At 68.2% G+C, this 13,264-nt stretch carries 16 protein-coding genes; 11 read left to right on the top strand and 5 right to left on the bottom strand.

Going from position 1 to position 13,264, the window contains the following annotated elements; genetic code table 11:
• Window positions 1–2: 2 nt before the first annotated feature.
• Window positions 3–695 (bottom strand): demethylmenaquinone methyltransferase, encoded by a 693-nt coding sequence (locus G6N09_RS11180; protein WP_083022722.1) that lies wholly within the window; start codon window positions 693–695, stop codon window positions 3–5.
• 37 nt (window positions 696–732) lie between these two features.
• Between G6N09_RS11180 and G6N09_RS11175 the strand changes: the two genes are divergently transcribed.
• Entirely contained in the window at window positions 733–1,377 is a 645-nt protein-coding gene (locus G6N09_RS11175) for a DsbA family protein (RefSeq protein WP_083022721.1), read from the top strand.
• Here the strand turns inward: G6N09_RS11175 and G6N09_RS11170 are convergent.
• The 3 genes from G6N09_RS11170 to G6N09_RS11160 are packed head-to-tail and all read right to left on the bottom strand — an operon-like array spanning window position 1,374 to window position 4,391.
• Window positions 1,374–1,859, bottom strand: a complete 486-nt coding sequence (locus tag G6N09_RS11170; protein ID WP_179959909.1) for a DUF3592 domain-containing protein — start codon at window positions 1,857–1,859, stop codon at window positions 1,374–1,376. The two genes, G6N09_RS11175 and G6N09_RS11170, sit on opposite strands and share 4 nt — an antisense overlap.
• Before the next feature lie 35 nt (window positions 1,860–1,894).
• Window positions 1,895–3,550 (bottom strand): 2-succinyl-5-enolpyruvyl-6-hydroxy-3-cyclohexene-1-carboxylic-acid synthase, encoded by a 1,656-nt coding sequence (menD, locus tag G6N09_RS11165; protein WP_083022720.1) that lies wholly within the window; start codon window positions 3,548–3,550, stop codon window positions 1,895–1,897.
• A 10-nt stretch (window positions 3,551–3,560) separates the two neighbouring features.
• On the bottom strand, window positions 3,561–4,391 hold the full coding sequence (locus tag G6N09_RS11160) for an alpha/beta fold hydrolase (protein ID WP_083022719.1): 831 nt from the start codon (window positions 4,389–4,391) through the stop codon (window positions 3,561–3,563).
• Between the two features lie 71 nt (window positions 4,392–4,462).
• On the opposite strand from G6N09_RS11160, the gene G6N09_RS11155 reads away from it, so the two are divergent.
• Window positions 4,463–5,152, top strand: a complete 690-nt coding sequence (locus G6N09_RS11155; protein WP_083022822.1) for a sensor domain-containing protein — start codon at window positions 4,463–4,465, stop codon at window positions 5,150–5,152.
• A 4-nt stretch (window positions 5,153–5,156) separates the two neighbouring features.
• Here the strand turns inward: G6N09_RS11155 and G6N09_RS11150 are convergent, their stop codons facing one another.
• Entirely contained in the window at window positions 5,157–6,056 is a 900-nt protein-coding gene (locus tag G6N09_RS11150; protein ID WP_234806905.1) for an o-succinylbenzoate synthase, read from the bottom strand.
• 129 nt (window positions 6,057–6,185) lie between these two features.
• Between G6N09_RS11150 and G6N09_RS11145 the strand changes: the two genes are divergently transcribed.
• The 9 genes from G6N09_RS11145 (at window position 6,186) to menE (ending at window position 13,263) form a co-directional block, all read left to right on the top strand.
• Window positions 6,186–7,088, top strand: a complete 903-nt coding sequence (locus G6N09_RS11145) for a 1,4-dihydroxy-2-naphthoyl-CoA synthase (RefSeq protein WP_083022718.1) — start codon at window positions 6,186–6,188, stop codon at window positions 7,086–7,088.
• A gap of 131 nt (window positions 7,089–7,219) precedes the next feature.
• A complete protein-coding gene (locus G6N09_RS11140) occupies window positions 7,220–8,104 on the top strand; it encodes an SDR family oxidoreductase (RefSeq protein ID WP_083022717.1) in 885 nt (294 codons plus the stop codon).
• A gap of 10 nt (window positions 8,105–8,114) precedes the next feature.
• Window positions 8,115–8,519: a VOC family protein gene (locus G6N09_RS11135; protein WP_083022716.1), complete on the top strand. Its 405-nt coding sequence runs from the start codon at window positions 8,115–8,117 to the stop codon at window positions 8,517–8,519.
• Between the two features lie 113 nt (window positions 8,520–8,632).
• The gene (locus G6N09_RS11130) at window positions 8,633–9,910 is read left to right on the top strand and encodes an inorganic phosphate transporter (protein ID WP_083022715.1); all 1,278 of its coding nucleotides are present in this window, start codon (window positions 8,633–8,635) and stop codon (window positions 9,908–9,910) included.
• Window positions 9,907–10,200: a hypothetical protein gene (locus G6N09_RS11125; protein WP_083022714.1), complete on the top strand. Its 294-nt coding sequence runs from the start codon at window positions 9,907–9,909 to the stop codon at window positions 10,198–10,200. The genes G6N09_RS11130 and G6N09_RS11125 overlap by 4 nt, the downstream gene beginning before the upstream one ends.
• A 43-nt stretch (window positions 10,201–10,243) precedes the next feature.
• Window positions 10,244–11,449 (top strand): inorganic phosphate transporter, encoded by a 1,206-nt coding sequence (locus G6N09_RS11120; protein WP_083022713.1) that lies wholly within the window; start codon window positions 10,244–10,246, stop codon window positions 11,447–11,449.
• Between the two features lie 5 nt (window positions 11,450–11,454).
• On the top strand, window positions 11,455–11,751 hold the full coding sequence (locus G6N09_RS11115) for a hypothetical protein (protein WP_083022820.1): 297 nt from the start codon (window positions 11,455–11,457) through the stop codon (window positions 11,749–11,751).
• A 52-nt stretch (window positions 11,752–11,803) separates the two neighbouring features.
• A complete protein-coding gene (locus G6N09_RS11110) occupies window positions 11,804–12,121 on the top strand; it encodes a DUF3349 domain-containing protein (RefSeq protein ID WP_083022712.1) in 318 nt (105 codons plus the stop codon).
• Window positions 12,122–12,192: 71 nt separating this feature from the next.
• Window positions 12,193–13,263: an o-succinylbenzoate--CoA ligase gene (menE, locus tag G6N09_RS11105; RefSeq protein ID WP_407662692.1), complete on the top strand. Its 1,071-nt coding sequence runs from the start codon at window positions 12,193–12,195 to the stop codon at window positions 13,261–13,263.
• Window position 13,264: the final 1 nt, after the last annotated feature.

Raw genomic sequence — 13,264 nt, 5'->3', positions numbered from 1 at the left:
CGTCAGGCCAGCGGCTTGCGGGCCGAATGCAGCGCGACGATGCCACCGGTGAGGTTGCGCCAGCTGACCTCCGACCACCCCGACGCCTCGATCTGCGCCGCCAACGCGGCCTGATCCGGCCAGGCACGGATGGACTCGGCGAGGTAGACGTAGGCCTCCGGGTTCGACGACACCGCGCGTGCCACCGCAGGTAGCGCCCGCATCAGGTACTCCTTGTAGGCGGTGGCGAACACCGGCACGGTCGGGGTGGAGAACTCGCACACCACCAGCCGCCCCCCGGGGCGGGTCACCCGGGCCATCTCCCGCAGGCCCGCGGTGTGGTCGACGACGTTGCGCAACCCGAAACTGATCGTGACCGCATCGAACACCCCGTCGCCGAACGGCAGTTTGGTGGCGTCCCCGGCCACCTTGGGCACCGGGCGCCCTGCACCGGCGGTCAGCATCCCGACCGAGAAGTCCGCCGCCACGCACCAGGCACCCGATTTCGCGAGCTCGACCGTGGACACCGCGGTCCCGGCGGCCAGGTCCAGCACCTTCTCCCCCGGCTGCAACTCGAGCGCTTTCCGGGTGGCCCGGCGCCAGGACCGGTCTCGTCCCAGCGACAGCACCGTGTTGGTCAGGTCGTAGCGACGGGCGACGCCGTCGAACATCGACGCCACGGCATGGGGGTCTTTGTCCAGGCTGGCGCGGCTCACCGGGTTGACGCTACCCGCCTTTCGCTAGGGTCGTGGAATGCGGTCTTGGCTGGGAACATTGGTAGCACTGACGGTATTCGGCACAGCATCGGCGGCCCCGGCGACGGCCGAACCCGAGGTGGCGGGCACGGTGCTGGCCGCCGACCACTTCGGTGTACTGGCCGGCTCGGCGCAGGCCCCGGTGCAGCTGGAGATCTTCTGCGACCCCCAGTGCTCCGAGTGCGCGAAGTTCGAGGCGGCCTCCGGCGACGCCCTGGGCCGCCACCTGGCCGCCGGCGACGTCGCGGTGACCTACCGGTGGATGACGTTCTTGGACACCCGACGCCACAACGACGTCTCCGCACGCGTGGGCAATGCCCTGATGTCAGCGGCCGATCCGGCCACCTCGGCCCAGGCCTACCAGAGCTACGTGACCGCGCTGTACCGCAAGGGCGGCGCGCCCAGCCTGGACGACCTCGCGACCACGGCACGCGAGAGCGGACTGCCCACACCGGTGGTGGAGCGGATCGCCGCGGGACAGCAGGCCGTGGACGCCACATCGATGAACGCCTTCAACCGGGTGCAGCTGCTGTCGGCCAATCCCCAAAGTCCCGGCACCCCGACGGTGTACGACGTGACAACCAAGACGGTGGTCGACACCGACGAAGCCGGCTGGCTCGGCCGGCTGGTGGCTGCGCGCTAACCCGCAGCCCAGCGTCGCTCGGCGACATTGCATCCCGCCAGCGCCGCGATTCCGATCAGCCAGGCGAGCACCGCGACCGAACCGGCCGGAATGACGGCCAGCACCGCGGTGCGGTGTTGCACCCGCACCAGGTCCGGATCGGACTTGTCGTATTCGACGTAGATCCGCATCCCGGTCGCCAACTCGGAGGGATAGAGCACGCCGAGCTCGGGCCGGTAGGTGATCCGCTCCGGCGTGACGAACTCGATCGTCGAGCGCCGAAAGCCCGCGTTGAGCACCTCGGCCGCGGCGACACCCATGTCGCGCTCGATGGTGATGTCATTGCGCCACGCCCCGGCCACCAGCAACAACGATTGCAAGCTCACCAGCGCCACCAGGATCAGAATGCCCGTGCGCGTCCACCGCAGCGCACGCCCAGCCACAGAACCGGGAGCAAGCAGCCCGGGGCCACAGACCAGGCTGTGCGCCACCGGTTGCAGCACCCGAAAGGCCCGAGTGGAGCGGTAATCGGGCAGCCTCACAGCGCAGCCTTGATCGCGGCGTGCAGCGACCGCAATGACGAGCGGTCGGCTTTGACCTCGAGCACCCGCACCCCACCGCAGGATTCGGCGAGCGCGGCGGGCAGCGCATCAGCCTCTACCTGCTGGAATTCCACGTGGTAGGCGTGGCACAGCGCCGCGATATTGACGTCGTGCGGGGTGCCGAAGATACGCGATGCGACGTCGACGAACCGCGGGTCGCCCTGCTCGAGCAGCTCGAAGATGCCGCCGCCGTTGTCGTTGGAGACCACGATCGTCAGGTGCTGCGGTCTCGGTTCGGTGGGCCCGATCAGCAACCCGGAGCTGTCGTGGACGAAGGTCAGGTCACCGATCAGCGCGATCGTGCGGGCGTCGGGGTGCTGGCGCTCATGAGCCAACGCGGCACCGATCGCGGTGGACACCGTGCCGTCGATACCGGCGACCCCGCGGTTGGATCGCACGACGACGTCGCGGGTTTGCGCGGCGTTGCCCAACCCGACCAGCGCGGCGTCGCGCACGGGGTTCGATGCGCCCAACACCATCTGATCGCCGGGGCGTAGCGCGTCGGCCACCACCGCGGCCACGTGCAGGCCGGTGGTGAGCGGATGGGCCGCCAACTGCTCGCGCACCACGGCCACTGCGTGGGCATTGAGCTGCGCGCACCGCCTCAGCCAGGCCGGGTCCGGCTCCCCGGACAGGACGGCGCGGGTGCCGGTGGCCTGCGAGTTGCCGGAAACGTCGGGCCAGCGTGGCCCGGTGGTCAGCGCGTACACCGGCAGCGTCGGGTCGGCCAGCAGGGCCGCCACCGGACGATGCAGGGTGGGCCGGCCGGCCATGATCACCTGCTGCGGGCGCAGCAGCGGCAGGGTCAGCGGGTGCAGCGGATTCTGCGGTGTCGGGGCGGTGGGTTCGGCGACCGTGGGCAGCGCCGCCAGGTTGGGGTGCAGGCCCGCCCCGTGCCCGGCGATCACCACGGTGTCCGGGGACACGTCGATGTCCAGGGGCTGGTCGAAGCTGACCGGCGGGGTGAAGGTCCACGAGCGGCCGTTGGGCCTGCCTGCCGGCTCGGACTGCGGTGTTGCGTCGGCGTCGGGCACCAGGGGCTCGCGCAGCGGGATGTCGAACTGCACCGGCCCGGCGTTCGCGGTCCGAGACCCGGTGGCGGCGACCACAACCCGGCACACCGCCGAACGCCAGGTTGCGTTGAGGGCCTCAAGTCGCTCGGGGGCGTCCTCGGCCAGGCCCAGGCTGATGCTGGCGCGCACCTGGGTGCCGAAGTAGCCCAGTTGCTCCATGGTCTGATTGGCGCCGGTGCCCAGCATTTCGTAGGGACGGTTGGCGCTCAAGACGATCAGCGGCACCCGGGCATAGTTGGCCTCGACGACGGCCGGCCCCAGGTTGGCCACCGCGGTGCCCGACGTCATCGCCACACAGACCGGTGCACCCGCACCCACCGCCAGCCCGATCGCCAGATACCCGGCAGTGCGTTCGTCGATGCGCACGTGCAGGCGCAATCGGCCGGCCCGGTCGGCATCGTGCAGCGCGAACGCGAGCGGGGCGTTGCGGGAACCCGGGCACAGCACCACATCGCGGACACCGCCGCGAATCAGCTCGTCGACGACGATGCGGGCCTGTGCCGTCGAGGGGTTGGTCATTGGCACCAGGTTAGTCGTGCGCCGGGGGGCCGGCGGCCCACCGGAAAGGCTTGCCGTCGACCTCGGCGAGGAACTCCAGGGCCGCCTTGTTGACCTGGTCCGGCTTCTCGATGAAGCCGAGGTGCCCGGCATCGGGTATCTCCAGGTAACGCGCGCCCGGGATCGCCTCGGCGACCTCACGGCTCAGGTGTGCCGGGGTGACGACGTCGTCGCCGAAACCGATCACCAGCACCGGCGCGGTGATGTTGGCGTAGGCCGGCAGCCGGTTGGTCAGCGGTGCCACGTCGAGCTGGCAGCGCAACCCCGGGGTGTTTTTCACCGGCCACATGGTGAACATCGCGATCCAATCCTTGATCGCGGCGTCATCGCTGAGCGTCTTGGGCGAAAAGCTCTCCAGCAGGCGCACTTTCGCTTCGTACTCGGCGGGAAGCTCGACACCGGACTCGGCGAGCTTGGCCTCGGCCTGATAGAAGAACTCCCGCGCGCGGTCGTGGCGGCCGCGGGTGGCCATCAGGACCGCGGATTTGACCAATTCGGGTCGGGCCAGCATCAATTCCTGGGCGATGAACGAGCCCATCGACACCGAGACGATGCGGACCGGGCCGACGTTCAGCGATTCGATGAGCTGCGCGGTGTCGGCCACCATGGTTTCGGTGGTGAAACCCGAGGCATTCTCGGTGGCACCGATACCGCGATTGTCGAAGGTGATCGGGCGATACCGCGCCAGCTGGAACTCGCGCACCTGGTGCAGGTGCCAGCCGCGGCCTGCGCCGCCCCGCCCAGCGATGAACAGAACCGGCTCACCATCCTGATTACGGTCGTCGTAAGCGAGGTTGGTCACCAGAGTGAAGGTACGCGACCCGCCGACGCCTTATGGTGTCAGGATCGCAACTGCGCAGCTGGGGGACGGTGATGCAGACACGAAGCGTCGGGTTGGCGTGCACACTGGCGCTGGCCTGCGCCGTGCTCGCCGACTGTGTCCGGGTGACCGGTGGCGTGGCGTTGCCTGCCGACCGCGACGGGCCCCGGCCCGTGACTGCGGCGATGCTGCCCGAGCTACTGCTCGACGCCTCCACCGTCAACGACATCATGGGCGCCCACGGGATGCGGGTCAAAGACTCCCGGTCGCGGATGTTCGACTCCGGCCGTCAATTCCCCGACCACGACTGCCTGGCGGCGTGGATGCCCATCGAGAAGATGGTGTACACCGACATGGACTGGACGGCGACCCTCGCCCAGACCCTCACCCAGAACTCACAAGACCACGTCGCGATCCAGGCCGCGACGGTGTTCGCCGACCGCCGGGTCGCCCAGAGCTTCTTCGACATGACCGCCCAGCATTGGAAGTCCTGCGGCGAGCGAACATTCGCCACGACCAAGGACGGTTACCCGGAGTCGGCCTGGACCTTTGACACCGTCGCCGATGTGGACTCCACGCTGTGGATGACCCAGCACCAGGACGACAGCCCCGGCTGGTCGTGCCAGCGGGCACTGCGGGTCACCAACAACGTCGCCATCGACGTCTTGGCGTGCAAGCTCTACGTCAGCGACGAAGCCGTCACCATTGCCAACGGGATCGACGCCCGCTTGCCCAGCGTGTGAAGACCTACCCCGGCAACAGCCGATGACACTCCCGTACCCGGTCGATCCACCACTGCCGTCGCTGCGGCGAAGCGGCCAGGGCGTGCAGCCGGGCCGGGTCCGGAGTTATCGCCTGCACCGGCAGGTAGCCGTCGACCTGCGCCGGCGTCTCGGCGATGTCCTCGACAAACAGTGATCCGGTGCCCAACCCGCAGGCATGCGGCAATTCCGGCAGCGCCGCCGCTGCCCGTAGACCAGCGGAGATACCCACCGCCGAGTCGATCGCGCTGGAGACCACCACTGGCATACCGATCTGGTCGGCGATCTTCACCAGTGCAAAGACCCCGCCCAGCGGAGCGACTTTCAGCACAGCGATATCGGCAGCACCGGCCTTCGCGACGGCCAGCGGATCGGCGGCCTTGCGAATGCTCTCATCGGCGGCCACCGGCGTTTCGATGCGGCGACGCAGCTCGGCGAGTTCGGCGATGCTGGCGCACGGTTGTTCCAGATATTCCAATGCTCCCAGCGCCTTTGCCGCCTCGACCGCCTCATCGAGCGTCCAGCCTCCGTTCGCGTCGACCCGAACGGTGGGGATCAGCGCACGAACGGCATCGACCCGGGCGACGTCGTCGGCCAAGGTTTGGCCGGGTTCGGCGACCTTGACCTTGGCGGTGCGGGCGCCGGGAAACCGCGCCAGTACCTCGGGAACCCGCTCGGCGTCCACCGCGGGCACGGTCGCATTGATCGGAATGCGGTCGCGGACAGGCGGGGGCAGTCCGCGGTAGGCACTTTCCAGCGCGGCGGCCAGCCAGTGCGCCGCCTCGGGTGGTTGGTACTCAGCGAAGGCACCGAACTCTCCCCAACCGGCGGGGCCGTCGATCAGGGCCAGCTCCCGAACGGTGATGCCACGGAACCTGACGCGCATCGGCAACGCCACCACATGCAGGCGGTCGAGGATGTCGTCGAGGGTCACCGTGTCCACCGTAGCCAGCTTGCTCAGCCCATGGCGGCCACTCCGGCGACCTGACGCCACCGCCCCGGTACGGTCGCAGACGTGAGCAGCAACCCTTTTGACGAGAGCATCTGGCGCCCGGTCGACGGCTTCGCCGACCTGACCGACATCACCTATCACCGCCACGTCAGTGACGCGACCGTGCGGGTGGCGTTCAACCGTCCCGAGGTACGCAACGCGTTTCGGCCGCACACCGTCGACGAGCTCTATCAGGCGCTGGACCATGCCCGGATGTCCCCGGATGTCGGAGTGGTGCTGCTGACGGGCAACGGCCCGGCGCCCAAGGACGGTGGCTGGGCGTTCTGCTCCGGCGGTGACCAGCGCATCCGCGGCCGTAGCGGCTACCAGTACGCCGCCGGAGAAACAGCCGAGACCGTCGATCCTGCGCGCGCCGGACGGTTGCACATCCTGGAGGTGCAGCGGCTGATCCGGTTCATGCCCAAACCGGTGATCTGCCTGGTCAACGGCTGGGCGGCCGGCGGCGGGCACAGCCTGCATGTGGTGTGCGACCTGACCCTGGCCAGCCGGGAGCACGCCAGGTTCAAGCAGACCGACGCCGACGTCGGCAGCTTCGACGGCGGCTACGGCAGCGCCTACCTGGCCCGCCAGATAGGCCAGAAGTTCGCCCGCGAGATCTTCTTTCTGGGCCGCACGTACACCGCAGAGCAGATGCATCACATGGGTGCCGTCAACGAGGTGGTCGACCACGCCGACCTGGAAGCCACCGGGGTGCAGTGGGCTCGCGAGATCAACGGCAAATCGCCTCAGGCACAACGCATGTTGAAGTTCGCCTTCAACCTTCTCGATGACGGACTGGTGGGCCAGCAACTGTTCGCCGGCGAAGCCACCCGGCTGGCCTACATGACCGACGAGGCGGTCGAAGGCCGGGATTCGTTCCTGGAGAAGCGCGACCCGGACTGGAGCAGGTTCCCCCGCTACTTCTAGGGGCGAGGCGGCCCGTCTCCCCGAGGCTGTACTTGGCGCGCAGAAGTGCGAGTAGCGGCCACGCTAACTCTCCCCCGCAAGCGGGAGGTACCCCCAACTCGGCGCAAATACCACGCATAGACTGGCTAACCATGAGCCGCAGTCCGCTACGCCGGTTGTCCGACCAGATCACGCTCGCCACCATGCGCCCACCCGTCTCCGCGCAGCTGATGCACCGGCCCGGCGCCAAGGCCATCGACCTGACCAGCAAGCGGGTGCTGGTGACCGGGGCGTCCTCAGGCATCGGGGAAGCCGGCGCCGAACAGTTCGGGGCAGCGGGCGCCACCGTGATCGCGGTGGCCCGCCGTCAGGAAAACCTCGACGCACTGGTCCAGCGGATCACCGCCGCCGGTGGCACCGCGCACGCCATCGCGTGCGACCTGTCCGACCTGGAGGCCATCGACCAGCTGGTCAAGGATGTCGACGCGCGGTTCGGCGGGGTGGACATCCTGGTCAACAATGCCGGGCGCTCCATCCGCCGTCCGCTGGCCGAATCCCTGGAACGGTGGCACGACGTCGAGCGGACCATGCAGCTGAACTACTACTCGCCGCTGCGGCTCATCCGCGGGTTCGCTCCGGCTATGCGCGAGCGCGGCGACGGCCACATCATCAACGTCGCCACCTGGGGCGTATTCACCGACTCCTCGCCGCTGTTCGGGGTCTACAACGGCTCCAAGTCCGCACTGAGTGCCGTCAGCCGGGTCATCGACAGCGAGTGGGCCCGCTACGGCGTGCAGTCCACCACGCTGTACTACCCGCTGGTGAAGACCCCGATGATCGCGCCCACCGCGGCGTTCCAGGGCAAGCCGGGGCTCACCGCGCAGGAGGCCGGCGCATGGATGCTCGACGCGGCCCGATACCGCCCGATCCGCATCGCGCCGCGCCTGGCGCTGGCGTTTCGTGCACTGGACAACCTCAACGCCGGTTGGGCCACCGCGATCGTCAAGCGGAATCGGATCGAGCCGGTCGAGGACTGATGGAGAGCTCATGGAGGTTCTAGCCAGCCGCTTCCTGCTCCGTCCGGCCGACTATCAACGCTCGCTGCAGTTCTACCGCGACGAGATCGGGCTGGCGATCGCCCGCGACTACGGCGCCGGCATGGTCTTCTACGCCGGGCAGTCGCTGATCGAACTGGCCGGCCACGGCAACCCCGAGCATGCGGGGGCGAACTTCTCGGGGGCACTGTGGCTGCAGGTCCGTGACGTCGCCGCCACCCAAGCGGAGTTGGAGCAACGCGGAGTCGCCATCGCCCGGCCGTGGCGCCGCGAACCGTGGGGTCTGCGCGAGATGCATGTCACCGATCCCGACGGCCTGACGTTGATCTTCGTCGAGGTCCCCGACGACCATCCACTGCGCCGCGACACCCGCGGAGACAACCCCCAGAAGCCCTGAGGTTAACGACGGGGAAACAGTTCGAGACGCTTCGACATACACCCGCGTTTCGCCTGCACAATCGTTAGACAACGGCGCCGCGCAAGCCTCAGAATCTAATCCGTGATGTTCCCGTGAGCCTTGAACTGCTCCTGCTAATCATCGTGGTGATCACGGCTTTGGCCTTCGATTTCACCAACGGATTCCACGACACCGGCAACGCCATGGCGACATCGATCGCCAGTGGGGCGCTGAAGCCCAAGGCAGCGGTCACCATGTCGGCCTGCCTGAACCTGATCGGCGCCTTCCTGTCCACCGCGGTCGCCGCGACGATCGCCAAAGGCTTAGTCGACGCCCACCTGGTGACCCTCGAGATCGTCTTCGCCGGCCTGGTCGGCGGCATCGTGTGGAACCTGCTGACGTGGCTGCTCGGCATCCCCTCCAGCTCCTCGCACGCCCTGATCGGCGGCATCGTGGGCGCGATGATCGCCGCGGTCGGCGGGCACGGGGTGAACTGGAGCGGGGTGGTCTCCAAGGTGCTGGTTCCGGCGGTGGTGGCCACCGTGGTCGCGACATTGATCGCCTCGGTCGGCACCTGGCTGGTGTATCGCATCACCCGGGGCGTCGACGAGAAGCAGGCGGAGAAGGTGTTCCGGCACGGTCAGATCGGCTCAGCGGCGCTGGTCTCGCTGGCGCACGGGACCAACGACGCACAGAAGACCATGGGCGTGATCTTCCTCGCCCTGATGTCCTACGGCGCCGTAAGCACCTCGGCCACGATGCCCCCGCTGTGGGTGATCGTGAGCTGCGCGCTGGCCATGTCGGCCGGCACTTACACCGGCGGCTGGCGGGTGATCCGCACCCTGGGCAAGGGCCTCGTCGAGATCAAATCCCCGCAGGGGATGGCCGCCGAGTCCGCCGCTGCCTCCGTCATCCTGCTGTCCAGCCACTTCGGCTACTCGCTGTCGACCACCCAGGTCGCCACCGGATCGGTGCTGGGCAGCGGCGTCGGCAAGCCGGGCGCGCAAGTGCGCTGGGGTGTCGCCGGACGCATGGCGGCCGCCTGGCTGGTGACCCTGCCCATGGCAGGCGGGGTCGGCTCGGGTGCCTACGGCCTGGTCCACGGCATCGGCGGCTACCCCGGGATCATCATCGGGGTGGTGCTGCTGATCACCGCGGTCCTGGCGATCTGGCTGCGGTCGCGCCGGGCACGCATCGACCACAACAATGTCAACGCCGAATGGGACGGCAGCCTCACCGGCGGTCTGGATGCCCCCGCCGTGCAACCCGAAGAGGCCGGCCGCGAAGTCGAGAACGCCCTGAGGATGGCGTTCAACTCCGACTCCGAGGGCCCACAGTTGACCGTCGTCTCCACCGACGACCCCAACTCACGTGAGGTCATCCGCTCATGAATCAGTGGTTCAACCTGGCAGCCACCTGCAAGATCCTGGTCTTCGGACTGCTCGTCGGCGGGTTGCTGCCGGCGCTGTTCGCCGTCGGTGTACGGGTCAACGTCGCAGGCAATGGTGTCCCCGCGGTCGCCGACGGCACCACGGGCGCGCGCCGGCCACTGATGGTCGCCTTGAGCTGGGCGATCTTCCTGCTGGTGCTGGCCGTGGCGGTCATCGGCGTGCTCTTCATCGCCCGCGACTTCTTGGGTCACCACCTGGGCTGGTACCTGCTCGGCGCCAAGCGGGGCTGACCCGGTTCGACAAGGCAGGCGTGCGGCTGCAAAAATCCGCACGGTGACCTTGGAGCTGTTCCTGTTGATCACGGTCGTGATCACCGCATTGGCCTTCGACTTCACCAACGGCTTCCATGACACCGGCAACGCGGTTGCCACCGGGATCGCCAGCGGTGCGCTCAAGCCCAAGACCGCGGTGACGCTCTGTGCAACGCTGAACCTTGTCGGCGCGTTCATGTCGACCCAGGTCGCCGCCACGGTGGCCAAGGATCTGGTGGTCACGAACCTGGTGACACTGGAGGTGATGTTCGCCGGACTAGTCGGCGGCATCGTCTGGAACCTGACGACCTGGCTGCTCGGCATCCCCTCAAGCTCCTCACACGCCCTGATCGGCGGTGTGGTGGGCGCCATGCTGGCCGCGGCCGGCAAAGCCGGCGTGCGCTGGCCTGGAGTGGTCTCCAAGGTGCTGGTGCCGACGGTGATCGCGGTGCTGGCCGCGACACTGGTCGCCACGGTCGGAACCTGGCTGGTCTACCGGCTGACCCGGGGCGTCTCACGGGGACGCACCCTGCGGGATTTCCGACGCGGCCAGGTGTTCTCTGCTGCCCTGATGTCGCTGGCGCACGGCACCAACGACGCCCAGAAGACCATGGGCGTGATCTTCCTCGCCCTGATCTCCTACGGGGCCGCACTCAAGACCGACGTCACCCCGCCGCTATGGGTGATCGTGTCGTGTGCGGTGGCGATGGCCGCCGGCACCTACTTCGGTGGGTGGCGCGTCATCCGGACACTGGGCAAGGGGCTCGTGGAAATCGAATCCCCCCAGGGCATGGCCGCTGAATCTTCCTCGGCAGCCATCATTTTGCTGTCCAGCCATTTCGGCTATTCGTTGTCGACCACCCAGGTGGTGACCGGATCGGTACTGGGTTCGGGCCTGGGCAAGCCGGGCGCGAAGGTGCGCTGGGGGGTCGCGCGACGGATGGCGACCGCCTGGGTGATCACGCTGCCGCTGGCGGGGGCCATCGGGGCGGGTACCTACCAGCTGATCCACCGCATCGGCGGCTACGCCGGCACCATCACCGGACTGGTGTTGCTGGTGGGCGTCTCCATGCTCATCTGGCTGCAGTCCCGCAAGGTCCCGGTCGACCACACCAACGTCACCGCTGAGTGGGGCGCACACATGACCGACGGACTCGAAGTCATTGCACCACCAACGAGTATCTCCGATATTCCTGACGAGGTCGGCGCGGAGGGAGTCGGTGCGTGAACGCCATCAGCACCTGGTTCGACTACGTCGCCACCGCCAAGATCGTGATCTTCGGTCTGCTGGTCGGCACCGCACTGCCGGCCTTGTTCGCGGTCGGGGTACGGCTGGGCGACGCCGCCGACGGGCCGACTGAGCACGGCCGCGAACTGACGCTGCTGCGCTGGTTCATCTTTGCGCTGTTGCTCGCCGCGGTCCTGGTCGGCGTGTTGTTCATCGCGCGCGATTTCATCGAGCATCGCATCGGCTGGCAATGGGATGACTGGGGCAATTGGGAAGAGGTGTTTGGCCTTGATGAGAAGTAATATTGGCGCTGACATGTTCCTTCCGGTGTCGGCGCGGGGAAGTTGACGCAGTATGAACAAATTTCTCACCTCGATCGTCGCCTGGCTGCGCGCCGGGTACCCCGACGGTGTGCCGCAGAACGACTACGTTCCGCTGCTGGCCCTGCTGTCACGGCGCCTGACCAACGATGAGGTCAAAGATGTCGCTCGCGAGTTGATCGGCCGCGGCGAATTCGACCGGATCGACATCGGGGTGCTGATCGCCCGTCTGACCAATGAGCTGCCGGCCGTCGAGGACGTCGAACGGGTTCGAGAACGGTTGGCTGCCAAAGGTTGGCTGCTCGACGACGCTCCAACCAACGACGCCCCCACCAACGGGGGAAACCCATAGCGCGGCTGCGTGCCCTGGTCATCCCACCCGGTGAGGCGGTCTCGACACTCCTGCCCGCATTGCAGGGTGTCCTGGACGGCGATGCGGCCGCATTCACTCCGGTCGGCTCGGACACCGATCCGTCGGCACTGACCGCGATGCGTGTCGATGAGCCGATCGGCGACGAGGTCGCACTCGTCGTGGCGACGTCGGGAACCACCGGGGTGCCCAAGGGAGCCCTGCTGACCGGTGCAGCGCTTGCGGCCAGCGCCGCCGCCACGCACGACCGGCTGGGCGGACCGGGCCACTGGCTGCTGGCACTGCCGCCGCACCACATCGCCGGCATCCAGGTCCTGGTGCGCAGCCTGGCCGCCGGTACGGCCCCCGTAGCACTGGACGTCACAACAGGATTCGATCCCGCCCGGCTGCCCGAGGCGGTGGCCAAGCTGGGGCCCGGTCGACGCTACACCTCGCTGGTCGCCACCCAACTCGCCAAAGCACTGCAGTATCCCGAGCCCGGCGCCACGCTGGCCCAGCTGGATGCGGTGTTGTTGGGCGGAGGCCCGGCGCCGCAACCGGTCCTGGACGCAGCAGCCGCCGCTGGTGTCACAGTGGTACGCACCTACGGAATGAGCGAAACCGCGGGCGGCTGTGTCTATGAAGGCGTTCCGTTGTCGGGCGTCCGGGTGCGGATCGGCGCCGACGGGCGGATTGCACTCGGCGGCCCGACCTTGGCGCAGGGTTACCGCGACCCCATCCACCCTGACCCCTTCGCCGAGGCCGGCTGGTTTCAGACCGATGATGTTGGCGCCCTTGACTCCTCAGGGCGCTTGAGGGTTCTGGGCCGGGCCGACGACGCGATCAGTACCGGAGGCCTGACGGTCCTACCCGGTCCGGTAGAGGCAGTATTGACGACCCATCCCGCGGTCGCCGACTGTGCGGTGTTCGGGATTGCCGACGACAGACTTGGGCAGCGGGTGGTCGCCGCCGTGGTGGTGGCCGGCGCCACCGCGCCAACGCTGGCCGAGTTGCGCGCCCACGTCGCAGAATCTCTCGATGCCACCGCAGCTCCACGCGAGCTACACGTCGTCGCTGCGCTTCCACGACGCGGGATCGGCAAGCTGGACCGAAAGGCGTTGGCGCGCCAATTCTCTGCAGATTAGC

Source organism: Mycolicibacter minnesotensis (genome assembly GCF_010731755.1).
GTDB classification, from domain to species: domain Bacteria; phylum Actinomycetota; class Actinomycetes; order Mycobacteriales; family Mycobacteriaceae; genus Mycobacterium; species Mycobacterium minnesotense.
This window is presented reverse-complemented; position numbering and strand designations above follow the sequence as displayed.

Excerpts from the sequence above, each read along its gene's own strand:
- G6N09_RS11175 (WP_083022721.1), top strand. The coding sequence starts at position 733 with ATGCGGTCTTGGCTGGGAACATTGGTAGCACTGACGGTATTCGGCACA.
- menD (WP_083022720.1), bottom strand. The coding sequence starts at position 3,550 with ATGACCAACCCCTCGACGGCACAGGCCCGCATCGTCGTCGACGAGCTG.
- G6N09_RS11155 (WP_083022822.1), top strand. The coding sequence starts at position 4,463 with ATGCAGACACGAAGCGTCGGGTTGGCGTGCACACTGGCGCTGGCCTGC.
- G6N09_RS11150 (WP_234806905.1), bottom strand. The coding sequence starts at position 6,056 with ATGCGCGTCAGGTTCCGTGGCATCACCGTTCGGGAGCTGGCCCTGATC.
- G6N09_RS11140 (WP_083022717.1), top strand. The coding sequence starts at position 7,220 with ATGAGCCGCAGTCCGCTACGCCGGTTGTCCGACCAGATCACGCTCGCC.
- G6N09_RS11135 (WP_083022716.1), top strand. The coding sequence starts at position 8,115 with ATGGAGGTTCTAGCCAGCCGCTTCCTGCTCCGTCCGGCCGACTATCAA.
- G6N09_RS11125 (WP_083022714.1), top strand. The coding sequence starts at position 9,907 with ATGAATCAGTGGTTCAACCTGGCAGCCACCTGCAAGATCCTGGTCTTC.
- G6N09_RS11110 (WP_083022712.1), top strand. The coding sequence starts at position 11,804 with ATGAACAAATTTCTCACCTCGATCGTCGCCTGGCTGCGCGCCGGGTAC.